The sequence below is a fragment of the Vogesella sp. XCS3 genome (assembly GCF_020616155.1).
GTDB lineage: Bacteria > Pseudomonadota > Gammaproteobacteria > Burkholderiales > Chromobacteriaceae > Vogesella.
Genome location: NZ_CP085530.1, coordinates 1,006,848 through 1,029,642, shown reverse-complemented (window position 1 = coordinate 1,029,642; position 22,795 = coordinate 1,006,848). Strand labels below are relative to the sequence as shown.

26 protein-coding genes are annotated in these 22,795 nt (G+C 57.6%); 13 read left to right on the top strand and 13 right to left on the bottom strand.

The features are described from left to right. Nucleotides 1-17 precede the first annotated feature (17 nt). Complete coding sequence (locus tag LCH97_RS04840) at nucleotides 18-899, bottom strand: hypothetical protein (RefSeq protein ID WP_227303697.1); 882 nt, start codon at nucleotides 897-899, stop codon at nucleotides 18-20. Nucleotides 900-1,238: 339 nt separating this feature from the next. On the opposite strand from LCH97_RS04840, the gene LCH97_RS04835 reads away from it, so the two are divergent. Next, nucleotides 1,239-1,724: an AtaL-like protein gene (locus LCH97_RS04835; RefSeq protein ID WP_227303696.1), complete on the top strand. Its 486-nt coding sequence runs from the start codon at nucleotides 1,239-1,241 to the stop codon at nucleotides 1,722-1,724. Beyond that, on the top strand, nucleotides 1,724-2,215 hold the full coding sequence (locus LCH97_RS04830) for a cytochrome c (protein WP_227303695.1): 492 nt from the start codon (nucleotides 1,724-1,726) through the stop codon (nucleotides 2,213-2,215). Before LCH97_RS04835 ends, LCH97_RS04830 begins: the two co-directional genes overlap by 1 nt. A gap of 111 nt (nucleotides 2,216-2,326) precedes the next feature. On the opposite strand, the gene LCH97_RS04825 is transcribed toward LCH97_RS04830, so the two are convergent. Further along, on the bottom strand, nucleotides 2,327-2,758 hold the full coding sequence (locus tag LCH97_RS04825; RefSeq protein WP_227303693.1) for a cytochrome c: 432 nt from the start codon (nucleotides 2,756-2,758) through the stop codon (nucleotides 2,327-2,329). A 152-nt stretch (nucleotides 2,759-2,910) separates the two neighbouring features. On the opposite strand from LCH97_RS04825, the gene LCH97_RS04820 reads away from it, so the two are divergent. The 6 genes from LCH97_RS04820 to LCH97_RS04795 are packed head-to-tail and all read left to right on the top strand — an operon-like array spanning nucleotide 2,911 to nucleotide 6,986. After that, a complete protein-coding gene (locus LCH97_RS04820) occupies nucleotides 2,911-3,345 on the top strand; it encodes a Fur family transcriptional regulator (protein WP_227303691.1) in 435 nt (144 codons plus the stop codon). After that, on the top strand, nucleotides 3,342-4,268 hold the full coding sequence (locus LCH97_RS04815) for a GTP-binding protein (protein WP_370630722.1): 927 nt from the start codon (nucleotides 3,342-3,344) through the stop codon (nucleotides 4,266-4,268). The genes LCH97_RS04820 and LCH97_RS04815 overlap by 4 nt, the downstream gene beginning before the upstream one ends. A 12-nt stretch (nucleotides 4,269-4,280) precedes the next feature. Beyond that, the gene (locus tag LCH97_RS04810) at nucleotides 4,281-4,469 is read left to right on the top strand and encodes a hypothetical protein (protein ID WP_227303688.1); all 189 of its coding nucleotides are present in this window, start codon (nucleotides 4,281-4,283) and stop codon (nucleotides 4,467-4,469) included. After that, on the top strand, nucleotides 4,466-5,206 hold the full coding sequence (locus LCH97_RS04805; protein WP_227303687.1) for a metal ABC transporter ATP-binding protein: 741 nt from the start codon (nucleotides 4,466-4,468) through the stop codon (nucleotides 5,204-5,206). Before LCH97_RS04810 ends, LCH97_RS04805 begins: the two co-directional genes overlap by 4 nt. A gap of 17 nt (nucleotides 5,207-5,223) precedes the next feature. Further along, entirely contained in the window at nucleotides 5,224-6,081 is an 858-nt protein-coding gene (locus LCH97_RS04800) for a metal ABC transporter permease (protein WP_370630721.1), read from the top strand. Between the two features lie 8 nt (nucleotides 6,082-6,089). Next, on the top strand, nucleotides 6,090-6,986 hold the full coding sequence (locus tag LCH97_RS04795; protein ID WP_227303684.1) for a metal ABC transporter solute-binding protein, Zn/Mn family: 897 nt from the start codon (nucleotides 6,090-6,092) through the stop codon (nucleotides 6,984-6,986). Here the strand turns inward: LCH97_RS04795 and LCH97_RS04790 are convergent. Continuing rightward, nucleotides 6,976-7,638, bottom strand: a complete 663-nt coding sequence (locus LCH97_RS04790; RefSeq protein ID WP_227303683.1) for a sulfite exporter TauE/SafE family protein — start codon at nucleotides 7,636-7,638, stop codon at nucleotides 6,976-6,978. The two genes, LCH97_RS04795 and LCH97_RS04790, sit on opposite strands and share 11 nt — an antisense overlap. A 297-nt stretch (nucleotides 7,639-7,935) precedes the next feature. Between LCH97_RS04790 and LCH97_RS04785 the strand changes: the two genes are divergently transcribed. Beyond that, the gene (locus tag LCH97_RS04785; RefSeq protein ID WP_227303681.1) at nucleotides 7,936-8,718 is read left to right on the top strand and encodes an enoyl-CoA hydratase; all 783 of its coding nucleotides are present in this window, start codon (nucleotides 7,936-7,938) and stop codon (nucleotides 8,716-8,718) included. 78 nt (nucleotides 8,719-8,796) lie between these two features. On the opposite strand, the gene LCH97_RS04780 is transcribed toward LCH97_RS04785, so the two are convergent. The 5 genes from LCH97_RS04780 to LCH97_RS04760 are packed head-to-tail and all read right to left on the bottom strand — an operon-like array spanning nucleotide 8,797 to nucleotide 11,484. Next, nucleotides 8,797-9,579, bottom strand: coding sequence for a peptidylprolyl isomerase (locus tag LCH97_RS04780; protein WP_017508394.1), 783 nt, complete (start codon nucleotides 9,577-9,579; stop codon nucleotides 8,797-8,799). An 18-nt stretch (nucleotides 9,580-9,597) separates the two neighbouring features. Next, entirely contained in the window at nucleotides 9,598-10,389 is a 792-nt protein-coding gene (locus LCH97_RS04775; protein ID WP_227303680.1) for a peptidyl-prolyl cis-trans isomerase, read from the bottom strand. A 2-nt stretch (nucleotides 10,390-10,391) separates the two neighbouring features. Further along, nucleotides 10,392-10,652, bottom strand: a complete 261-nt coding sequence (locus tag LCH97_RS04770) for a BolA family transcriptional regulator (RefSeq protein ID WP_227303679.1) — start codon at nucleotides 10,650-10,652, stop codon at nucleotides 10,392-10,394. After that, entirely contained in the window at nucleotides 10,649-10,951 is a 303-nt protein-coding gene (locus LCH97_RS04765; RefSeq protein WP_227303677.1) for a YciI family protein, read from the bottom strand. The genes LCH97_RS04770 and LCH97_RS04765 overlap by 4 nt, the downstream gene beginning before the upstream one ends. After that, nucleotides 10,951-11,484 carry a septation protein A gene (locus LCH97_RS04760; RefSeq protein ID WP_227303675.1) on the bottom strand — a complete coding sequence of 178 codons (534 nt, stop codon included), beginning with the start codon at nucleotides 11,482-11,484 and terminating at the stop codon, nucleotides 10,951-10,953. The genes LCH97_RS04765 and LCH97_RS04760 overlap by 1 nt, the downstream gene beginning before the upstream one ends. Nucleotides 11,485-11,787: 303 nt before the next feature. Here LCH97_RS04760 and LCH97_RS04755 point away from each other — a divergent pair, with 303 nt between their 5' ends. Continuing rightward, the gene (locus tag LCH97_RS04755) at nucleotides 11,788-12,720 is read left to right on the top strand and encodes an exopolyphosphatase (RefSeq protein ID WP_227303674.1); all 933 of its coding nucleotides are present in this window, start codon (nucleotides 11,788-11,790) and stop codon (nucleotides 12,718-12,720) included. Here the strand turns inward: LCH97_RS04755 and LCH97_RS04750 are convergent. After that, the gene (locus LCH97_RS04750) at nucleotides 12,717-13,388 is read right to left on the bottom strand and encodes an HAD family phosphatase (RefSeq protein WP_227303673.1); all 672 of its coding nucleotides are present in this window, start codon (nucleotides 13,386-13,388) and stop codon (nucleotides 12,717-12,719) included. The two genes, LCH97_RS04755 and LCH97_RS04750, sit on opposite strands and share 4 nt — an antisense overlap. Nucleotides 13,389-13,483: 95 nt before the next feature. Between LCH97_RS04750 and LCH97_RS04745 the strand changes: the two genes are divergently transcribed. Then, entirely contained in the window at nucleotides 13,484-14,110 is a 627-nt protein-coding gene (locus LCH97_RS04745; protein WP_227303671.1) for a ParA family protein, read from the top strand. A gap of 213 nt (nucleotides 14,111-14,323) precedes the next feature. Further along, nucleotides 14,324-15,274: a GMP reductase gene (locus LCH97_RS04740; protein ID WP_227303669.1), complete on the top strand. Its 951-nt coding sequence runs from the start codon at nucleotides 14,324-14,326 to the stop codon at nucleotides 15,272-15,274. A 39-nt stretch (nucleotides 15,275-15,313) separates the two neighbouring features. Here LCH97_RS04740 and LCH97_RS04735 read toward each other — a convergent pair whose 3' ends face one another. Beyond that, nucleotides 15,314-16,054: an EAL domain-containing protein gene (locus LCH97_RS04735; RefSeq protein WP_227303667.1), complete on the bottom strand. Its 741-nt coding sequence runs from the start codon at nucleotides 16,052-16,054 to the stop codon at nucleotides 15,314-15,316. 144 nt (nucleotides 16,055-16,198) lie between these two features. On the opposite strand from LCH97_RS04735, the gene LCH97_RS04730 reads away from it, so the two are divergent. Next, a complete protein-coding gene (locus LCH97_RS04730) occupies nucleotides 16,199-17,800 on the top strand; it encodes a methyl-accepting chemotaxis protein (protein ID WP_227303665.1) in 1,602 nt (533 codons plus the stop codon). Nucleotides 17,801-17,893: 93 nt separating this feature from the next. On the opposite strand, the gene LCH97_RS04725 is transcribed toward LCH97_RS04730, so the two are convergent. The 3 genes from LCH97_RS04725 to lptF are packed head-to-tail and all read right to left on the bottom strand — an operon-like array spanning nucleotide 17,894 to nucleotide 22,646. Next, nucleotides 17,894-20,467, bottom strand: a complete 2,574-nt coding sequence (locus tag LCH97_RS04725) for a [protein-PII] uridylyltransferase (RefSeq protein ID WP_227303664.1) — start codon at nucleotides 20,465-20,467, stop codon at nucleotides 17,894-17,896. After that, nucleotides 20,464-21,540 carry an LPS export ABC transporter permease LptG gene (lptG, locus tag LCH97_RS04720; RefSeq protein WP_227303662.1) on the bottom strand — a complete coding sequence of 359 codons (1,077 nt, stop codon included), beginning with the start codon at nucleotides 21,538-21,540 and terminating at the stop codon, nucleotides 20,464-20,466. The genes LCH97_RS04725 and lptG overlap by 4 nt, the downstream gene beginning before the upstream one ends. Continuing rightward, complete coding sequence (gene lptF, locus LCH97_RS04715; RefSeq protein WP_227303660.1) at nucleotides 21,537-22,646, bottom strand: LPS export ABC transporter permease LptF; 1,110 nt, start codon at nucleotides 22,644-22,646, stop codon at nucleotides 21,537-21,539. Before lptF ends, lptG begins: the two co-directional genes overlap by 4 nt. Nucleotides 22,647-22,795: the final 149 nt, after the last annotated feature.

Below are 22,795 nucleotides of genomic sequence, written 5' to 3'. Positions count from 1 at the left end.
TGTTTTGTGCGGGCGCGTCAGATGGTGACTGTAACGCGGGATTGGTTTTTACCCGGACTGCTGGTTGGTATTTCGTAGCCCAGCATGAACATGGCAGACTCGAATTTGCGCAGCGCGTCCGGCTGTTGACACCAGTCGGAGGTCGATTGCGCTAGCGCGGCGTTGACAACCCATCCGGCGCGGATTTTCCATTCGGCATGGAAGCGGCTGCGATTGGCGAGCTGTTTGAAGTGTAACAATTCCGTGCTCGGGTTTCTGTTCATCGTTGAGGCGCCGGGTGCCCAGGGAAAGCAGAGCTCTTCCGGTAATAGCATGCGGCGGCTTTCACAGAACTGGCGTACCAGGTAACCCATGGCTGCGCCGGTGCGGCCGTCGTAGATCATGACGTTGTCGGCAGCGAGTGCGTAAACCTTGGTAAAGCCGGCATTCATGCGTAACTCACCGTCGAAACGAGCCACGTCGGGTTCGTCAGACTGCAGAATGGCTAGTGCCTGCTTGATTTTGCCTACCAGGTGGTGCTGGTTATGCCGAGCCCAGTCGCGGTTTAGCGTGTAGAGTTTGATGACTTTGCCACCGGACCCCCAAAGCAGGATGTCATCGATGACTGCAACGAGCGCGGCGGCATCATCCGTGGTGAGTGCATGCCGCAAGCGCGTGCGCATGCTGCTCAGGTGAACCTGGTTTTCCTTGAAGTAGTTGCCATTCCAGTAAAAGCGGGAAAATGCTTGTTCCAGGGTGTTGGCAAAAAAATCCCGGTCGTAATTGGCCGGCAGTATCTTGTCACGTACCTTGAACGCATGTTCTCCGAAACTTTCACCGTCTATCCAGCCAGTGAGCTGTCCGATGAAGTCTTGGACAGGCTGACGCTGAAGATATTCTGTTTTGCTTGTTAAATTCATATTTCTGAACAGGACCCTAGTAGCAGAGAGCGGTAAGTTGTGTTTAGGCGTTACGTGCTTTGGCCCGCATTCTGTAATAAGGCGTTTGTGCGTGGCTCAATTTATATTCTCTCACATTGAATTCTTTTCACAACCCTTCAATATGACGTTGTTTTTTGCATTGCCTGCAAGTATGACAATGGTGTTTTATATTAAATCATTTGGTTTAAAAACTTTTTTCCATGCTTTTAAGTTTGGCTATTTCGAGCAAAATTTTCGCTAAATTTTTTTTGGTGATTTTGTTGCTTTTTGGCAACCGGGCGTACAATTACGGTCGGTACGGTGATGAAAGGCGGGAAGATGAAGTTTGAGCACTTGGTAAGGATGTTTGATGAGCGTGCGGCGATGCCCTTGATTTCGCGCCGGCAACTTTGGCTTGGACTGGTCTTGCGGGCGGAAGATCCGTGCCGTTTTGACGAGAACATCACCGAGGCCCGCATCTTGTCCTACGACCAGCGCGAAATGCAGCGCGAGGTCGTGTTCGGCAACTTGATCGTAAAAGAGTGTGTGCGCTTTGTGGCGGATACGCAGGTGGCTTACGAAACGCTTCCCAGCGAGCACTACGCGGCCAGTAAACTGGCCATGTTTATAGAAGAGCCGCAGCCTGGCCATTTGTTCATCCGCTTTGTGTACGAGAACGATTTGCCGGATGGGCCTGTCACAAGCGATACCAATGACCCTGGCTACTATGTGCCGTATCTGAAGTCGGCTTATCAGCAGGCAGATACTTTGACCGCGCAAACTATCCTGACATTGGCGCAGGAGGGGGTGCTCGGGTCGCCTTGATGTCGTGGTGCTGGTGTGCCGGCTATGTTGGCCGCAATTTTGTCAAACTGGTTTGGGTGATGATGAAGAAATTAATGACTGCTGTAGTGCTGGCGGCGGTGGCGATGCATGCCATGGCGGGTGCTGGTGAAGACCGGCAAAAAAGTTTCAAGAAGATGCTGCTCAGTTATGAGCCTATTGGTGTCATGCTGCGCGATGGCCCTTTTCGCAAGGACCAGTTTATCAAGCACGCGGCCGCGCTAAAGTTGGCAGCGCCTGTGCCTTTTACCCAGTTTGCACCCGGCAGCATTGACGAGGTTAGCCGCGCCAAGCCGGAGATCTGGCAGCAGTCAGCACGCTGGAAGCAGGAAGAAACCCGCTTTTTGCAGGCGGTATCTGCCTTGCAGGCCGGGGCCGCAAGTGATGACCTGGCTACCGTACGGAACAAGTACAATGTGGTCAGCCAGAGCTGTAAGAGCTGCCACGATGCTTTCCGTGGGCCGAAAAAGTAAGCGACTCGGTATGTAGAAGGCTCGCATAGTCGGGTCTGCTATTGAAAAACCCTGCTGGCGCAAGCGAGCAGGGTTTGTTTTGTCAGGCGTACGCGGTGAGGCGATATATGCCTAGTCGGCGCGGAAGCTGTCGTGGCAGGTTTTACAGGTTTTCATCACGGCGCCGAATTGCGGCTTGACGTCGTCAAGTGTTTTGGCTGCAGCGGCGGTCTGTTTCAGCTTGGCAACTTCTGTTTTGTGGCTATCTACTGCGGCTTTGAATTCTGCAGGTTTGGACCAGATTTCTGCTTTGGCATCGGTTTTGCCTTTGTCGCTGCCTGGTGTGAAGTACTGCCATGGTTGCTGCGCTAGTTCATCCAGGTGGGCTGCCATTTTGGCAAACTCGTCTTTGTTAAATGGGCTGTCTCCTTTGACAACCTTGGACATCGGGCCGACTGTTTTCTTGTATTGCTCAAACACATCCTTGCGAGCCTTGATCGGGTCGGCAGCCAGTGCTGGGGTCAGGATGGCGCAGGACAACAAAGCTAGAAGCAGTTTTTTCATCATTCACCTCGCGGTTACACGTTAACAAGCCAATTTCAGCGAAGCATAGCACAGCATGCTGCTGTTCTGGCTTATGCAGATATTAAGCCTTGTTAATGGGCTTGTTATAAAGTAACATTTGAGAACTCCTTTTGTTTGGATGCCTACATTCTATGGAAATCGCCTGTTTTATCGATGCGGCTGACCGCCACTGCCAGCAGCAGGGTGTCAAGTTGACTGCGCTGCGTCGCCAGGTATTAGAGCTGGTATTGAGTTACCCCGGTGTGGTCAAGGCTTACCAGGTGTTGGCCGATCTGCAAAAGCAGCGTGGTATTGCCGCGCCACCAACCGTTTACCGCGCGCTGGATTTCCTGGTGGCTGCAGGGCTGCTGCACAAGGTCGATGCTTTGAATGGCTATATCGTGTGCCATCACGTGGGTTGTAGCCACGAGGGTTTGATTCTGGTGTGCGGGGATTGTGGCCGCGTAGAGGAGCTGGATGCAACGCCGGTGCTGGATGTGCTGCGCCAGCAAGCGGGTGGCGCCGGTTTTGCCATCAGCCAGCAAAACCTGATGCTGACCGGGCGTTGCAAGGAGTGCGCCGTATGAAAAAGACATTGGTGAATGTACTGACCGGTTTTCTGGGTGTCGGTAAAACGACGGCATTGCGCCACATGATTGCCCACCGTCCGGCCAATGAAAAGTGGGCCATTATTGTTAACGAGTTTGGTGAGATCGGTATCGATGGTGCTGTGCTGGATAACGGTGAGCTGCCGGTAGCAGAGATCGCGGGGGGGTGCCTGTGCTGCGTGGCCGGTCCACAGATGACGGTAACCGTGGCTAACCTGGTGCGTCGCGAACGCCCCGACCGGCTGATCATTGAAGCCAGTGGCCTGGCACACGCTGCCGGCCTGATAGACGAGCTACGCGCCGAACCTTTGGGTAAGGCCTTGGAGGTGGGGGCGGTGATGACGCTGGTAGACCCGCGCCAGTTTGCCAATAACGACTACTTCCGCCAGCCGCTATATCGCGATCAGGTGATGATTGCCGATGTCCTGCTGGCCACCAAGGCCGACCTGTGTGATGCCGATACGCTGGAATCATACCGCCAGAAAGCAGCGGGTTTGTTCCCGCCCAAATCGCTGATTGCCGAAATACAGGAAGGTGCGGCCAACCCCGCCTGGCTGGATGCGGCAGTCCAGCCCAAGTCGCGCTATCGTCCGGCGGTGAAGAGCGAGGATCAGGCAGGCTGGCAGTCGCAAGGCTGGACACTACCACCGGAGACCGAGTTTTCCGGCGAGGCCTTGACCGCGTTTTTTGATGCCTTGCCCGACATGGTGTCGGGCCTGGTGCGCGCCAAAGGGGTATTCCGCGTGCTGGATACCTGGTTGTGGCTGAACTGGACGGAAGGGCGCTGGGCGGCTAACCAGGTGGCCTGGCGCCGTGACAACCGCTTTGAGCTGATTGCCAGCCAGATTGACGTGACCCGCGTCGAGGCAGCGCTGCAGGCCTGTGTTTTACCAAAACAATAAAGAACGTATTGCATGTCCCATCAACATAGTCATACCCACCATGCCCATTCCCATCCTCACCCGCACGGTGCTGGGGAGGAAAACCATTTGCCGCGCTGGCGTTTGCTGGCCATGTCGGCGTGGCAGCGCCTGTTGCTGGCCGCGCTGCCGCTATGCCTGCTTTGGTTGCTGGTTATCTGGGCGCTAGGAGGGGAGGCATGATAGCGCTGGATAATCTGACGGTTTCCTACCAGCGCCACCCTGCTGTTCACCACGTAAGCGGCCGTTTTGCGGCTGCGACGGCTACGGCCATCTTCGGGCCGAATGGTGCCGGTAAAAGCACGCTGCTGAAAACCATCATGGGGGCGCTGAAACCCGATAGCGGGCAGGTAGCATTCCACGGCATTAGCCGGCGCGACCTGGCCTATTTGCCGCAGCAGTCCGAGATCGACCGCTCTTTGCCGGTGTCGGTTATTGATTTGGTCAGCAGTGGCCATTGGCGACAGAGCGGCTTGTTTGGCCGGGTTGGCCGCCATCATGACGAGGCCAGCTGGAATGCCCTGGTGTCGGTTGGCTTGGAGGACTTTGCTACGCGGCCGGTGTCTGCCTTGTCTAGCGGGCAGTTCCAGCGTGTGCTGTTTGCCCGCATTCTGGTGCAGGATGCACGCTTGATCTTGCTCGACGAGCCATTCAATGCGGTAGATGCCCGCACCACGCAAGACTTGCTACAGCTAGTGGCGCGCTGGCAGCAGGAAGGGCGTACCGTGATTGCCGTGCTGCATGATATTGCCCAGGTGCGTAGTCACTTCCCGCAGACATTGCTGATGGCGCGTGAGGTCATCGCCTGGGGCGATACGGCCAGTGTGCTTACGGAAGATCGCTTGCGCCAGGCCAGTGAAACGGCGGCGCACTGGCTGGCCAGAGCGCCACTTTGCCAGGTAGACGGGGAGGGTGCGTGATGGGCTGGATACAAGAGATGCTGATTTCGCCTTTTGCCGATTTTGCCTTTATGCGCCGAGCGCTGGTGGGTTGCCTGGCGCTGGCGCTGGGCAGTGCGCCGGTAGGCCTTTTTCTGGTGATGCGCCGTATGAGCCTGATGGGGGATGCCATGAGTCATGCCGTATTGCCCGGGGCGGCGGTGGCTTACTTACTGGCCGGGCTCAGCCTGCCTGCCATGAGCCTGGGTGGTTTCGTGGCAGGCGTGCTGGTGGCTATACTGGCCGGCTTGGCGACGCGTTACACCGAAGTAAAAGAAGACGCCAGCTTTGCCGCTTTCTATTTGCTGTCGCTATCTCTGGGCGTGCTGCTGGTATCGAAATCCGGCAGTAATGTCGACCTGATGCACCTGCTGTTCGGCTCTGTACTGGCTGTAGACGACGCCGCGCTGCTATTGGTCGCCGGTGTGGCGACATTTACCTTGCTGGTGCTGGCTGTTATCTACCGGCCCCTGTTGCTGGAAAGTCTGGACCCGGTGTTCATGCGGGCGATTGGTGCCCGCGGCGGTGTGTGGCACCTACTGTTCCTGCTATTGGTGGTGCTGAATCTGGTAGCCGGTTTTCAGGCGCTGGGCACGCTGATGTCGGTGGGGCTGATGATGCTGCCCGCCATTGCCTCGCGGCTGTGGGCGGCCTCGGTTGGTGGCATGCTGCTGACCTCGTTTGCCATTGCAGCCTTGTCTGGCGTGGGTGGTTTGCTGCTGTCTTACCACTACGAGCTGCCATCGGGGCCGGCCATCATTCTGCTGGCGGGGCTGGTCTACCTGCTATCGCTTTTGTTTGCACCCCAGGGTGGTTTGCTGCCACGACTGGTGCGTGCCCGTCATTTCACCAATTAGGAAGAGTCATGCGTAAACTATTTGCCATCACCCTGGCGATGACCCCCTTGCTGGCGTGCGCCAAACTGCCCGTCGTTGCTAGTTTCAGTATCGTTGCCGATGTAGCGCGCGAGGTGGGCGGCGAGCGGGTGGATGTCGTATCGCTGGTGGCGCCCGACCAGGATGCGCACGTATTTCAGCCATCGCCAGCCGACGTGCGCAAGTTGGCCGCAGCCAAAGTCTTTGTCGTCAATGGTCTGGGTTTTGAAGGCTGGATGGCGCGCTTGAGCAAGTCTGCTGCCTTCAAGGGGCTGACCGTGACTGCTGCGGCCAAGGTAAAGCCGCTGGTGATGGCCGAACATGAAGAGCATGGCGACCATGATCACCATGATCACGACCACGGCAAGCAAGACCCGCATGCGTGGCATAACCCGCAGAACGTAGCACTGTATGCCGAGGCGCTGGCCGCCGGTTTTGCCAAGGCCGACCCGGAGGGGGCTGCTTACTATCGCCAGCGCGCGCAAGCTTACAAAGCCCAGCTGCTGGAGCTGGATGGCTGGGCCGCAAAGAGCTTTGCGGCCATCCCGGCCGAGCGCCGCAAGGTGCTAACCTCGCATGACGCCTTTGCCTATCTGGCCGCGCGCTACAAGCTGCGCTTTATGGCGCCGCAAGGCGTAAGTACCGATGCCGAGGCGTCGGCCAAAGGTGTAGCCGCCTTGATTCGCCAGGTGCGCAAAGAAAAGGTAAGTGCCGTCTTCTTTGAAAACATGGCGGATCGCCGCCTGCTAGACCAGCTCAGCCGTGAGGCGGGCGTGAAGGTGGGGGGCAAGTTGTACTCTGACGCGCTGTCGGCATCGCCAGAGGCAGCTAGCTATGTGCAGCTGTTCAAGACCAACGTAGGTGCCTTGGTTGCTGCTATGAAATAATCAGGTTGGCCAAGTGCCACAGCCCGATAGCGCAGACGGTCAGCCCGGCAAACAGCCGGACTGGCCGTTGTTGTTTGAGCTGCTGCAGCTTTGCGGCGAAGGTACCCATCAGCAGCAGGTTGGGCAGCGTGCCCAAGCCAAAACTCAGCATGGCCAAAGCCCCGCCGCTGGCCGATTGTGTAGCCAGTGCCGCCAGGCTGGCGGTGTAGACCAGGCCGCAGGGTACCCAGCCCCAAATCGCGCCTACCACCAGGCTGTGTAGCGGGTGGCGTACCGGCAGGAAGCGCCGTGCCAGCGGCTGCAAATACCGCCACAGCGGTGAGCCTAGTTTTTCTATGCGGCCAACCATGGCCGAAAATCCCGCCAGATACAGGCCAAGCAAAACCAGCAGAATATTGGCCAAGGCAAACAGGCCGACTTGCAGTGGGCGGTAGCTGGCTTGTGCCATGCCCCATTCGCTCAGGCCGCCAAGCAGCGCACCCATCAGCGTATAGCTGGCAAGCCGCCCCAGGTTGTAACCCAGTAGCAGTAGCGGTTTCTGGCCAGTGCCGGCAACCGATATGGCAGTGACAATGCCGCCGCACATGCCCAGGCAATGCACGCCGCCCAGCAGGCCGGTAAGAAAGAGGGAAAGCAGGCTGATTTCCAGCATTTTGGTGAAAACAGTTCTAAAACTAAAAAAAGATTGTAGCAGTGATATTAATAAAAACTGCTATTTTTTTGACCAAATACGACTATGGTTTATTTCAAGTGACTATTAATGACGTTGGTGTTATCTCGTTGGAAATACTTGAAAAATCATGGTGATAGTCCATTTTTAGTACTAGAAAATATCGACATTTCGTCACAAAATGGTCGCCTTTCCGTGAATGGGGTGGTTTCAATGTCTAGACGTACAGGCACGGTAGAAAAGTCGAATAGCCGTGTAGCACAGGTGGGGAGGTAACGAATGAGCAAGTATATTGTGGTTGAACGATTGGGTCAGTCGGCCATTGTTACCATCAACAACCCACCAGCCAATGCCTGGACGCTGGAGTCGTTGAAGGCGCTTACCCTGGCGATGGAGGCACTGGATGCCGATTCCCGGGTGCGCAGTGTCGTACTGACGGGTGCTGGCGAACGCTTTTTCTCTGCGGGTGCCGACTTGGCCCAGTTTGCCAGCTCGGACCGTGATGCGGCAGCCCGCGTAATCGATGCTTTCGCTGCCGCCTTCAACAGTGTGCGCCAGTTTCGCGGCGTCACAGTGGCTGCCGTGAATGGTTTTGCCGTGGGTGGGGGGCTGGAGTGTGCGCTGGCGTGCGATTACATCGTGATCGAGCGTGGTGCCAAGCTGGGCTTGCCTGAGGCGGTGGTGGGGCTGATTCCGGGTGCCGGGGGGACGAAGGCGCTGACCGAGCGGGTGGGGGTGCCCTGGGCCAAGCGTATCATTCTGGGTGGCGAGCTGGTGGATGCTGATACGGCGCTGAAAATCGGTTTGGCTGAAGAGGTGGTAGACACGGGTCTGGCCAAGATCGTGGCGATCAGTCTGGCCGGCAAGGTGGCCAACCAGTCGCGCAGTGCGGTGCTGGCGGCGCGCCGTTTGATCGAAGTGAGTGCACAAAACACACTGGAGCGTCAGCTCTTGCTGGAAAAAGCAGCCTTCCTGGAGCTGATTGGCGGCGATGAGCAGCGCGAAGGTGTGGCTGCGTTTCTGGAAAAGCGCCCGCCCTCATGGCAGGACGACGATTATTGACCGTGGATCAGCCAATGAAAAAGCCAGCGCTAGCGCTGGCTTTTTCATTTTGCAGGGCCGCTATCGCGGCCTTGCTGCTTATTGCTGAACCTTGGCCTTGGCTTTCAGGTCCTTGATCAGCGCTTCGATGCGCTGGGACTGAATGCGTTGTTCCAGCTGCGGGCGCAGTGCGTCTACTGGCGGGGCTGCTTCTACTTTCACATCATCCAGCTTGATGATGTGGAAGCCAAACTGGGTTTTCACAGGAGTGGCGCTCACCTGGCCTTTGGCCAGCTTGATCATGGCTTCGGAGAACGGGGCCACAAAGGTGGCAGGCTCGTTCCAGCCCAGATCGCCGCCGTTTACCTTGCTGCCCGGGTCGATGGACTTCTCTTTGGCCAGCTGGTCAAACGGTTTGCCTTTTTTCAGGGCAGACAATACTGCCTGCGCTTCGGCTTCGGTTTTCACCAGGATATGGCGGGCGCGGTAGCTTTTCTTTTCCGGGAACTCGGCTTTAACCTTGTCGTACTCGGCCTTGATCTGGGCGTCAGTAATCGGGTTGGTGCGCACATGTTCCTTGATGAAACGGTTCGCCAGCGCCATAGCCTGGGCATTCTCCATTTCAGCCTGGAAATCGGCAGATTTATCCATGCCTTTTTTAACGGCTTCCTGGCGCAAAATCTCTGCGGTGATCAGCTGGTCGGTGATCATCTCTTTCATTTGCGGGTTGGCCGGCTGGCCTTGCGCTTCCATCATGCGGGCAATGGCATCAATGCGCTGCTGGCTGATGGCTACGCCGTTGACGGATGGGGCAGCCATGGCGGCGGAGCCGGCTAGCAGCAGGGTGGCAGCAATCAGGGAATGTTTGAAGCGAGTATTCATCGTTCTGTTCCGTTCGGGTTATTGGATGTTGGCCTTCTGGCGCAGCTCGAGGACGGCGTCGCGCACGGCTTTTTCCTGCAGGTCCTGGGCAATGCGCGCCTTGATGCTGTCAAACGGCACTGGCTGTGCATTGCGGATGTCTTCTACTTTGAAAATGTGCCAGCCCATTTGCGATTGCAGTGGTTTGGCGCTGATCTGGCCTTTGCCAATGGCTTTCAGTGCGTCTGCCAGTGGCGGCTCCATCGCGGCCAGATTACCCCAGCCCAGGTCGCCACCACGTTCTTTGCTGGCGGTATCCAGGGATTGAGCCTTGGCCATCTGGTCGAATTTGGCGCCTTTCTTCAGCGTGGCGATGGCTTTGTTGGCCGCAGCTTCGTCGGCAAGAATGATCTGGCGTACCTGAACCTCTTTGGCGTCTTTGAACTGGCTGGCGTAGCGGTCGTATTCAGCTTTTACATCGGCGTCGCTTACCGGGCGGTTCTTGCTGGCTGCTTCAAAGAATGCCTGCTGCAACAGATCGTTGCGGGCCTCGTCCAGGCGGCTAATGAACTCGGGGTTTTTATCAAGGCCGGCTTTGTTGGCAGCTTGCAGTACCAGTTCGCGGTTGATCAGGCGCTGGCGCACGTCTTCGCGCAGGGCCGGGCTGTCTTGTACCCGGCCGCCATTGGCGTTAACGATTTGGCTGACGGCTTTATCCAGTACGGTCTGGTCGATAACGGTGCCGTTGACGGTAGCAATAGGGGCGGCTGCGGCAAGGTTGGCCGCAAAGCAGAGCAGGCTGATGCCCAGTGCTTTATTCAATGTGGTCATGTTCAGATTTCTTCTGGAGTAAGGGTGCGCATGGCAAGGGCGTGGATGCCGTTTTGCATCAGGTCGCCCAGTGCCTGGTAGACCAGGCGTTGGCGCTGCACGCGATTTTTGCCGTTGAAAGCGGCTGATACGATCAACACGTCGTAGTGCCCGCCCGAGCCTGCGCCGGCGTGGCCAGCGTGGGATGCACTGTCGTCCTGGATGTCCAGGTGGCTTGGTGCCAATACGGCAAGCCGCGCTTGCATGGTGTCAATAATGCTCATGCAGGCAATACTTTGCGGAATGGTTTGACGCTAACCGAGGCATAGACGCCGGCCGCAACATAAGGGTCGGCGTCTGCCCAGCTTTGTGCCGCTTGCAGGCTGGCGAATTCGGCGACGATGAGGCTGCCGCTGAAGCCTGCAGTGCCAGGGTCGTTACTGTCTACGGCAGGAAAAGGGCCGGCCAGTATCAGCCTGCCTTCCGCCTGAAGTGCTTGCAGGCGCTCCAGGTGGGCAGGGCGTGCGGCCATGCGTTGAGCCAGCGAGTCGGCAACGTCCTGGCCGGTAATGGCGTACAGCATCAAGGTGTCTCCTCAATATATTTCGACAGGTACAGGCTTTGCGCAATGACAAAGGCAATCATCAGGCCGAAGCCGCCAAACAGTTTGAAGCTCACCCAGGTTTCTTCGCTGAAGGTAAAGGCAACAAACAGGTTGATGCCACCCAAGACCAGAAAGAAGGCCGCCCAAGCCAGATTCAGCTTTTTCCACACAGCGTCAGGCAGCTGTAACTGGCTGCCCATCAGGCTCTTCATGCCGAAGCGTCCGGTGAGCTGGCCAATGATCAGGCCGCTGCCCATCAGCCAGTACAGCACGGTAGGCTTCCACATGATGAAATGCTTGTCGTGCAGCAAGAGTGTGGCGCCGCCCATAACGACGATCAGCCCCAGGCTGATCCATTGCATGGTTTCCACTTTTTTGTGTTTGAACCAGGTCAGCGCCACCATGATTGTGGTAGCGGCAATGGCGATACCGGTGGCCAGGAACATGTCCTTGGTCAGCCAGTAGCAGCCAAAGAACAGGATGACTGGAAACAGGTCGGAGAGAAATTTCATGTGCAGGATTATGGGGGCAGGCTAAATGCAAGACAAGTGTGACAATGGGGCAGGCTTTTCGTTCATTCGGCGTCAATCGTCGTCGTTGCGTAGCCTGTTGCCCAACTGTGCATCATTTAGGTTGCAGCTATCACGGCAGTGTCGTGCTGCGTGCTGCAGCGAAGTGGATGAATGGCAAGGAAATTTCAATGCGATGTTGGCGGCGGCATGGTGAATATGCTGATTTCCTGCGCGCAAAATGCAGCCGGCACGCTATTATGGGCTGTTCGCCTGATTAATACGGCTTCAAGCTGGAGATCCATTATGGCCTATGAAAAGTATCGTTTGGTAACCCGCAGTGACTTTGATGGTTTGGTCTGCGCTGTACTGCTTAATGAGCTGGATCTGATAGACGAGATCAAGTTTGTCCACCCGAAAGACATGCAGGACGGCAAGGTGGAGATCACCAGTCGAGATATCACTACCAACCTGCCTTACGTGCCGGGCGCTTATCTGGCGTTTGACCATCACTTTTCCGAGACTTTGCGTAACACCGGTGAAATCACCAACCATGTGATCGACCCCGATGCGCCATCGGCAGCCCGTGTGGTGTACGACTACTATGGTGGCAAAGCGCGTTTTACCAGTATCAGCGACGATATGATGGAGGCGGTTGACAAGGCAGACGCCGCGCAATTCAGCCGTGACGAAATTCTGGCACCCAAAGACTGGGTGTTGCTGAACTATCTGATGGATGCGCGCACGGGGCTGGGGCGTTTCCGCGAGTTCCGTATCAGCAACTACGCGCTGATGATGGATCTGATCCAGTACTGCCGTAATCATACCATCGAAGAAATTCTGGCTTTGCCTGATGTCAAAGAGCGGGTTGAGCTGTATTTCGAGCACGAGCCCAAAGCGCGTGAGCAGATCGAGCGCTGCGCAACGGTACACGGCAACCTGGTAGTGCTGGATCTGCGTGAAGAGGACCTGATCCACCCGATCAACCGCTTTGCCATCTACGCCATGTACCCGCAGTGCAATATTTCCATTCACGTGCTTTGGGGCCTGAACAAGCAAAACACGGTATTTGCCACCGGCAAGTCCATCCTGGATCGCAGCAGCAAGACGAATGTGGGTGCGTTGATGCTGGAATACGGTGGTGGCGGCCACGAAGCCGCCGGTACCTGCCAGGTTGAGAACGAGCAGGCCGTTGCGGTGCTGGGTGAGCTGATTGGTCGGATTAATGCCGACGGTTAAATCAGCCTTGCCAGCAAGGCCTGTGCTGCATACAGGTCCTGGCACACCGCCAGGGCCTGTTTTGCTATATGGACAGGCGGTGGTGCCAGGTCGGGAATAATGATGACTCGCATATTGGCGGCCAGCGCAGCCTGGGCGCCATGCGGCGAGTCTTCGAGCACGATGCAGTCTGCGGGTGCAACGCCCAGCAGCGTGGCGGCCTGCAGGTAGACATCCGGGGCCGGCTTGCTATGTGCTACTTCATCGCCGGCTACGGTATGGGTGAAATAGCGTTGCAAGCCAGTGCGCGCCAGTTTGAGGTCTGCCAGTGAGCGTTGCGTGGCCGTGCCTACGGCGCGCGGCAGGTTTTCCCTGGTGCACCAGTCCAGTAGATCAAGTATGCCGGGCTTAAGCGGGATCTCTTCCTGGTGTAGCATCTGGTGGTAGCGCTGCCGTGCCAGCTGGCCAAAAGCCTGCACATCATGTCCGTCAGGCAGGGTGTCGGCCAGGTACTGCAGGCAGCGTTCGGTGGATAGCCCCACCATCATCTGCAGTTGCGCGTGGCTCAGGGGGATGCCCTGCTCGGCAGCAGTTTGCTGCCACGCGCGCTCGGACAGCGCCTCGGTATCTATCATCAGGCCATCCATATCGAACAGCAGGGCGGCAAAGGGGCGGGCAGGTGTTGTCATGGCAAAATCATGATCAGTTTGGACTTCGCAGCATAAACCAGCAGGCAGTAGGGTGCACGTTACGGGGTGCGCAGCTTGCATAGCAGAAAGTATTTATGGCGTATTCGATACTGGTGGCCAACCCCAAGGGGGGGAGTGGCAAATCGACCTTGTCTACCAATCTGGCCGGTTTTTATGCCGCGCAGGGCACGCGCATCATGCTGGGCGATGTGGATCGCCAGCAGTCTTCGCTGGCCTGGCTGGCGTGTCGCGATGAGGCACTGCCACCGATTGACGGCTGGAAGGTGGTGGCAGGGGAGCCGGCTCGTCCGCCGAAGGGTACGCAGGTTATTGTGCTGGATAGCCCCGCCGGCTTGCATGGTAAGAAGTTGGCCGCACTGGTGGCCAAGGTGGATCGCGTCATCGTGCCCATCCAGCCGTCTCCTTTTGACATGTGGGCCAGCCGTGATTTTTTTGAGGTGCTGCTGCAGGAGAAGGCAGTGCGCAAGCAGAAGGCCTTTGTCGGCGTGGTGGGGATGCGCATTGATTCGCGCACCAAGTCTGCGCGCGATCTGCAGCAATTCCTAGACGGGCTGGGGGTGCCGGTGATCGGCTATTTGCGTAATACCCAGCTATACGTCCAGGCCGTTGCCATGGGCCAGACACTATTCGACCTGCCTCCGGCCCGCGCCAGCAAGGAACGTGAAGCCTGGCAAAGCATTATCGACTGGCTGGACAATTGAACATGACGGCTGGCGGCAAGAAATTGTCTTTTGTGGTTGACACTAGGGTGCTTGAGCTGTAGATTTGAAATGTTTGTGCGCGCCCTCTGCGGAGGCAAGCGCAGGGATAAATGCAAGCGGGAGCCATTGGCTTCCGCTTTTATTTTTGGGGCCCCCATATTTATGTCGCTATCCGGAACGGCGGCATGTCACCCCAAATAGATGGAGCGCATCATGCACAAGACCGAATTGAACTATGGCGATGTTTACCTGGTACCACGAAAAACTGTTGTGGATAGCCGTAAAGAGTGTGATACCTCGGTACAGTTTGGCCCGCGGCGTTTTGATATGCCGTTGTATGCCTCGAATATGAAAAGTGTTGTCGATGCTGAAACGTGTGAATATTTCGCCCGACAAGGCTGGTTTTACACCATGCACCGCTTTAATGTGGATACCGTTGCATTTGTAGCCGATATGCAGCAAAAAGGCTTGTTTGCTTCGATTAGCGTTGGTGTGAATGACGATACTATCGAGCAGCTTCAGGCCCTGAAAGACGCAGGCCTTACGCCGGAATACATCACCCTGGATATTGCCAATGCGTGGTGCGTCAAGGCCGAGCGCATGATCAAGCTGGTCAAGCAGATGTTCCCTGCCAGTTTCCTGATTGGTGGCAATATCGCGACGGCAGAAGCGGCGCGTGACTTGCAGGCATGGGGTTGCGATGCCATCAAGGCGGGCATTGCCGGCGGGCGTGTGTGCATTACCAAGAACAAAACCGGCTTCCATCGGCCGATGATTTCCACGGTGCAGGATTGTGCCGCGGCAGTAACCATACCGGTGATTGCTGACGGCGGTATTGTGGAGCACGGCGATGTGGCCAAAGCACTGGCCTGCGGCGCCACCATGGTGATGGCGGGTTCCTTATTTGCCGGTTATGATGAATCTGCGGGCGAGATTGTGGAAATAAACGGAAAACACTACAAGGAATACTTTGGCAGTGCCTCGCAATTCAACAAGGGTGAATACAAAAACGTAGAAGGTAAAAAAATCCTGGTTGAATATAAAGGCCGAATGGGGCGTGTGCTGGTCGAGTTGAAAGAAGATTTGCAATCGTCTATCAGCTATGCTGGCGGTAAAGATATTGCTGCCCTTCGCCAGGTTGAATTGATTGTCGTAGCGCGATAAAACCATGCGGCCAACTTGCAAAGGTTGGCCGCTATATTTTCAGACCCGCGTATTGATAAATTCAGGTCTGAATAAATAACCCTGTACGTAATCCACTTCCAATTGTCTGGCAATAGCCAGGTCTTCTTCCGTTTCTATTCCTTCCAGAATGGTTTTTTTGCCTTCTTCTTTTGCATAGCGCAGCAGCATGGTCAGCATGCGCCTTTGTGCCGGCTGATGGATGGCTTGCAGCCAGTGGCGGTCGAATTTGAATATGTCCACGCTGCACAAAATCGGTAGCGATAGCATGGTGCCGACACCGCCTATGTCGTCCAGTGCGGTCTGTATGCCGCGCTCTGCCAGGCATTGGGCAAGCCACATGCTACGGTCTGCATCCTGGATGCTGGCGTTTTCGATGATTTCAACCACAATCCGGTCTGGCTCACCCAGTAGCTGCAACATGGGGTGCTGGTCGGGTGCCGCGCTGCTGACGGTAAAGGCATCCGGGTCCAGGTTCAGAAACAGCAGGCCGTCAGACGGGGCGCTTTCTATTTGCCAGCGCTTGCTCATCAGCTCGGCCTGCACCAGGGTAACAGGGGAGTCGTGCAGGGTGGCAAACACGCTTTGTGGCGGTATGGGCTGGCCGCTGTGTCTATAGAAGCGTGCCAGTGCCTCGTGGCCTATAGTGTCAAGGGTGTAAGTGTGCTTGATGGGCTGGAACTCGGCGCCAATGCGCTGATGCTCGATGATGTCCAGCAGGGTTTCGGTGTCGAAGCCTGGGGTGTCTGACAGGGGCGGCATGTTCTTTGATATTAATTATCGTTAGCAGTAATGTACTGCGTTACGCGGTCGGTGAGAAGTGTTTCACATGGCAATAGATGTATATTTGATTAGTATTCACTTATAAATGATAGAATTCTGCGACCACACACAGAAGAATCCGCCATGAAGATCAATACCCCTGTAACGGCCAATGAGCTGTTCCTCGACCCGCAGCGCCCGATTGTTACCAAGACAGACCTGAAGGGGGCGATTACCTATGCCAACCGGGCTTTCATCGACATCAGCGGCTTCGAGGAGAGCGAGCTCTTGGGGGTGAATCACAATATTGTCCGCCACCCGGACATGCCGCCCGAGGCGTTCGCCGATTTATGGGACACGGTAAAAACGGGTAAGCCATGGCGTGGCATCGTGAAAAACCGTGCCAAGAATGGCGATTTTTACTGGGTGGAGGCATACGTAACGCCCCTTACCGTGCGTGGCCAAGTGCAGGGTTATGTCTCGGTGCGCAGTACGCCTAGCCGGCAGGATGTTGCTGCGGCCGAGGCGTTATACCAGCAGGTGCGCAACAAGCAAGCGGTGCTGGGCTCTACGTTAAAGGCGTACGCCGGCCGTAAAGATAGTGGCAAGATTGGTTTCGGCCTCACCGGCCTGTTTGTCAGCCTGCTGTTTGCGGCTGGGGCGGTGCCTGGCCTGCAGGATATGCCGCGGCTGGGTCTGGCGCTGGTGGGGGTCGTGGGCTTGAGTGCTACCTCGTTCTGGTGGCGTCGTAGTGAAGCCCAGGCGATGGCTGTGATTCACCGTGGTTTGCGTGCGCTGGGCGAGGGGCGTCTGGAGCAGCCATTGCACGCTAATCTGGGCGGGCAGATCGGGCGTATGACCGATAGCCTGGAAACCCTGCGTCTCAGCCTGCGTGCCATGGTGGCGGATACGCTGGCAACCAGTAGCCTTACGCACAAGCAGGCAGCGCAGCTGGGTAGCGAAATGTCGGCGCTGGTAGACCGCGCCCGCGAGCAGGGCGGAGGGCTGAATCACATCAGCGAATCCATGATGGCGATTACCGAGTCGGTGGGCCGTATTGTGGCCATGACCGAAGAAAGCGTGCGCGGTGCCGAGGCGACACGCCGTGCCGCTACTGATGGCCAGGCTGTCATGAAACTGGCCGAGGCCACGGCAGGCCAAGCGGTTGCGGTGGTCAATCAGTCCAAGACCGAGTTGGGCGAGCTGGAGTCGGCGATTGCCAAGATCAAAGGCATGACTGACCTGATTCACGAGATCGCCGACCAGACCAACTTGCTGGCGTTGAACGCGGCGATTGAGTCTGCCCGGGCAGGCGAGTCGGGGCGCGGCTTTGCCGTGGTGGCGGACGAGGTGCGCAAGTTGGCCGAACGTACCGCGCAGACCACGGAAAGCATTACCCGGCTGGTGCAGCACATTGTCACCATTACCGACGGTGTGGCGGGCAAGATGGACTTGTCTGCGGCTGAAGTTGGCCGCGTCAGCGACGAGATTCGCCAGTCTGCCGGCCATTTGCAAAGCCTGCAGCGGGTGGCGGATGAGGCGCGTGATTTCTCGCTGAATTTATCTTCCCAGATGGCCAGCCAGTCTGAGTCGGTGCATCAGGTTGCAGCCTCGGTGGAGCAGTTGGCCGCATTGGGCGAGCAGAACGTCAATACGGCACAGGTAGTCTGTGATAGCTCCCAGCGACTGGAGCTGGCTGCCAGCGATATGGAAAAGCTCACGCGGGATTTCCGGCGCGAAGCATAATGCCGCAGCTGTGATGCGCTCAAAGCAAAAAGCCCCTGCAGATTTGCTCTGCAGGGGCTTTTTGTATGCGGCCAGCACGGGCTGGTGTCGCAGCTAGACGCGCAATGCTTCGATCAGGTCGGCTTCCAGTGCCAGCAGCGCTTTGTCGTCGGACAGGCGCGGCGACGAGAGCAGGAACGAGTCTTCCACGCGTCCGCCCAGCGTCATGATTTTGGCGGAATCCACGCTCACCTGATAGCCGGACAGCACCTTGGCAATGCGCGCCAGCAGGCCCTGGTTGTCACCGGCCACAATGGACAGCACAAAATGCCGGCCTTTGTCGTCCGGGCGAATCAGTACCTGCGGTTTGACGGGGAAGTTCTTCTGGTGCCGGTTCAGCCGCCCTTTTGCCGGCAGGCTGATCGGGTCTTGCCGCAGCAGGGTAGCGGCCAGCTCGAACTCTACAAAATTGATCAGGTCGCGATAGTTGCCTTCGTGGTGTTCTGGCAAGAACACATGGAAAGTATCCAGCGCGTAACCATGGCGTGTGGTGTAGATCTTGGCGTCTGCAATGCTGTAGTTGTGGCGGCCCAGAAAAGCGCACAGCCGGGCAAACAGGTCGGGCTGGTCGGGGGTGTAAACCAGCAGCTGCAAGCCTTCCTTGTCTTCGGATAGCCGTGCCCGCACTACGGGCTCTTTGGTGTCTACCAGTCGCCCCAGCATGCGGGTGTGCCAGGCGATTTCCTTGGCTTCGTGCCGCAGGAAGTACACGGTTTCCAGCTTTTGCCAGAAGTGGGTCTCGGCGCCTTCGGGCATGATATTCAGGCGCATCAGCCGCAGCGCAGCTTGCTTGCGCTCTTCCAGCTCGGAGTTGATATCTACATGGCCGCCGCGTTGCAGTGCGCGCCGGGTAGCGTAGAACAGGTCTTCCAGCAGCTTGGCTTTCCAGGCGTTCCATACCTTGGGGCTGGTGCCGCGAATGTCTGCCACGGTCAGGATATACAGTGCGGCCAATCTTCTGGGGGTGGTCACCAGTTCGGCAAACTGCTGGATGGTGTCCGGGTCGTAGATGTCCTGCTTTTGTGCCACGCTCGACATGGTGAGGTGTTGCTGTACCAGCCACACCACCAGGTCGCGGTCGTCGCCGCTAATGCCGTGGTTTTCGCAGAATTGGGCTGCGTCCACCATGCCCAGCTCGGAGTGGTCGCCGCCGCGGCCTTTGGCAATGTCGTGCAGCAGGCCGGCTACGTACAGCAGCTCCGGGCGGTCGAACTCGTGGATCAGGCGCGACAGCAGCGGGTATTCGTGGTTGAAGGCTGGTATGGCAAAGCGGCGCAGGTTGCGCACTACCATCAGGATATGTTCGTCCACGGTGTAAACGTGGAACAGGTCGTGCTGCATCTGGCCCATGATGCGGCCGAACGCCGGCAGGTACTTGCCCAGCACGCCGTACAAGTTCATGCGGCGCAGGGTGCGGGTAAGCCCGCCGCCGGCGCGAAATAGCTGGATGAACAGCTGGCGGTTTTCCGGGTCGCGGCGGAAGCGGTCGTTGATCTGGCGCCGCGCGTGCCACAAGCCGCGCAGGGTGCGCGGGGCCATGCCACCCAGTTCGTGCTGCTGCAGGTGCAGGAAGGCGCGCAGAATGGTAGACGGCTGGCGCTCGAACACCTGGCTGTCGTAAATGCCCAGCAGGCCATTGACGCTATAGAAGTGTTCGTCCAGCTGCTGGGTGATGCGCGGCACGTCGCATAGCAGACGGGCACGCAGGTTGGGCAGCAGGATGCCGTTGAGCTGGCTGACGTTTTTGGCGGACTTATAAAAGCGCTGCATCAGCTGTTCGCTGGCGCGCTTGGCCTTGTCGTCTTCCAGGCCGCTCATGGTGGCTACCTGCTGCTGCAGGTCGAAAATCAGCCGGTCTTCGCGGCGGCGCGCGGCCAGGTGCAGGTCGATGCGGATCTGCTCCAGCTGCCGCTCGCTGTAATGAATCAGCCGCGCCTCGGAGGCGGTGAGAATCTCGTTGCGGGCCAGGCTGTCCCAGTTTTGCCCCAGGCCAATAGCCTTGCTGATCCACAGGATGGTGTGCAGGTCGCGCAGGCCGCCCGGGCTTTCCTTGACGTTGGGCTCCAGGTTGCTGGTGACGCCGAAGTGCTTGTTGTGGCGCTGCTGTTGTTCCAGCAGCTTGCCTTCCAGGAAGCGCATCGGGTCACGGTGCTTTTCTACTGTCTGGTTCAGCTGGTGATATAGCGTGATATTGCCGGCCAGCAGGCGGTTTTCCAGCAGGGTGGTTTCTACCGTGATGTCGAGCTGCGACTCGCTCAGGCACTCGCTGATGGTGCGTACGCTGTGGCCTACCTCCAGCCCGATATCCCACATGGCGCTGACAAAAGTTTCCACAAAGCCGGACAGATTGTGCGAGGTGGTTTCTGGCAGCAGCAGCAGCAGGTCGATGTCAGAATGGGGGAAGAGTTGGCCGCGGCCGTAGCCACCCACCGCCAGCAGGGCGGCGCGCTGGCCCATGCCAAGCACCTCCCATGCCGAACGGATGATGCCGTCTACCAGCAGCCCGTGCCGGACCAGATACTGCCGCGCATTGCGTGTTTCGCGGTACTCCGTGGCCAGTGCTTCGCGGCCTTGCTGCAGCGCCTGGCGCCAGCGGCGGTATTGTTGTGTCTGGTCTGGCGTACTCATCGTCTCTCCTGTCGTGCCAGGGCTATCAGGCCTGCCATCAGGAAGAGCAGGGTAGGCAGCGTGGCAGAGGCTATAGGGTTCCAGTTGTACAGCAGGCCTAGGTGGCCGAATAAGCGGTTGCTAAAGTGAAAGGCAATGCCCAGGCAGATGCCGGAAAACAGTTTGATGCCCAGGTCGTTGTGGCGGCCGGAGACCGGTGTAAAAGCCAGTGCCACCATCACCATGGAAATACAGGCCAGCGGGTAGAACAGCTTGCCCCACAGGGCAATTTCGTAGCGCTGCGTTTTCTGATTATTGGTACGCAGGTGTTCAATATAAGTCATCAAGTCCATGGCGGACATCTGCTCCGGCACCACCAGTAGTACAGACAAGATGTCCGGCTGGATAACAGAGCGCCAGGTCTGCTCGGCCATGCGGCCAACCTTGATCTGGTCTGGCAGGATTTCGGACTGGCGCACCTGGCTGAGCAGCCAGGTTTTGCTGGCGGGCTGGTATTGGGCGCGCTCGGCGTGGCGTGTCATGACCAGGCGATAGTCCTGGTCGTAGGTGTAGATGCGGACGCCCAGCAGGGTGTTGTCGGGCAGCATTTCCCCTACGTTGATAAAGTTATTGTCGTCCTTCACCCACAGGCCGGAGCGAAACTCCTGCGCCACCAGCGAATGCGTCGCCTGCAGTTTTATCTTTTCGGCATTTTTTTCGGCCAGTGGTGAGGCAAACTCGCCCAGTAACAAGGCGGCGATCGCCATGACTACGCCGAACAGCAGCTTGATGCGTGCAATCTGCCCCAGCGACACCCCGGCCGTGCGGATGGCGGTGTACTCGGAGGTGCTGGAGAGTTGCGACATGGCTACCATGGCGCCGATCAGTACGGCCAGCGGCATCAGCTCGTAGGCGTGGCCAGGCGTTTGCAGCAAGGTGTACATCAGCAAGGTGCCGGAATCGAAGCTGCCTTTGCCGACATTGGGTAGCTCGCGAATGGCGTCAAAAAAGCCGTACAGGCCCAGCAAACAGGCCAGCGTGAACAGCGTGGCGGTGGTGAAGCGTGTCAGCAGGTAGTTGCGCAGCATGCTCATGCGGACTTCCTCCGCAGCAATCGTTTCATACGGGTAAGCCAGGGTTCGGCAGGGCGGTTATGGTAGTACAACAGGGCGGCAGCCAGTGCCAGCATGGCGGCGTGCGCGGGCAGGATGGCCAGCGCACTGGAAAGCTTGCCGCTGCCGATGGCGTCGCGTAGCAGCCACATCAGGTTCTGGTACACCAGGTAGGCGCCCAGTGCGAAAACCAGGTTGTAAGCGTGGCCGGCTCGCGGGTTGAAGTAGCTCAGCGGAATGGCCAGTACAGCCAGTATCAGTGCACAAAGCGGCAGGGATAGCCGCCATGCCAGCTCTGCGCGGTCGGCCGGGTTGCTGCTGCCCAGTAGCTGCAAGGTTGGCCGCGTTTCGCTATCCAGCTCCGGGCGGACAATCTTTTCGGTATCGCTGATTTTGAGTGTGTAGTGCTCGAACTCGGCCACTTCAAACGCGCCCGAGCCCGGCTCGCCGGTGTAGCGGCTGCCATGCGCAAGGATCAGCACGCGGTTGCCGTCCTTGTCGGTGCTGAGCTGGCCTGCCTTGGCAAAAATGGATGACACCTCGCCCGCCTTGATGCTCTGTACAAACACATTGCGGGTGGCGCCACTCAGTACCGAGTAGCTTTCGATGAAGTACACGCGGTCGCTGCTGCGCGACTCCTTGAACACGCCGGGCGACAGTGCGGTCATTTCTTCGCGCTGTTTCAGGGTTTCGGCGTACTCCTTGCTGCGTTGCACTGCCCACGGTTCGATCACCGTCGTGCCGACGGCAATCAGCAATGACAGCGGTAGCGCAAAGCGCAATACCGGCCCTACCCAATCCGTGAGCGATTTGCCACTGGCCATCCAGACAGCCATTTCATGCTCGCGCCACATGCGGGTAAGCGTGACAATAACGCTGACGAAGATGGTGAGAATCATCAGTACCGGGAAGAAACCGATCGACCAGAAGCCGATCAGCGCAAAAATGGCATCGCTGGCGATGCGCCCCTGTGCGGCGCGGCCCAGCATGTTGATGGTTTGGGTGCTCAGCAGAATGGCGAGCAAGATGGAAAACACCCCGATACTGGTATAAGTCAGCTCTCGGGTAAGGCTTTTCTGAAAAAGCATAAAACAGGCCCGTTTTTGACAATTCGTCAAAAGGATAGTGATAATTGGAAAGGTTAACCTGAATGGTTGTCGGCCAGAAAATCAAGGCTTGTCGGCCGGTTCCGGTCAGGCCAAAAGCCTGCCAGAACGTATGTCTTGATGAACCAAAC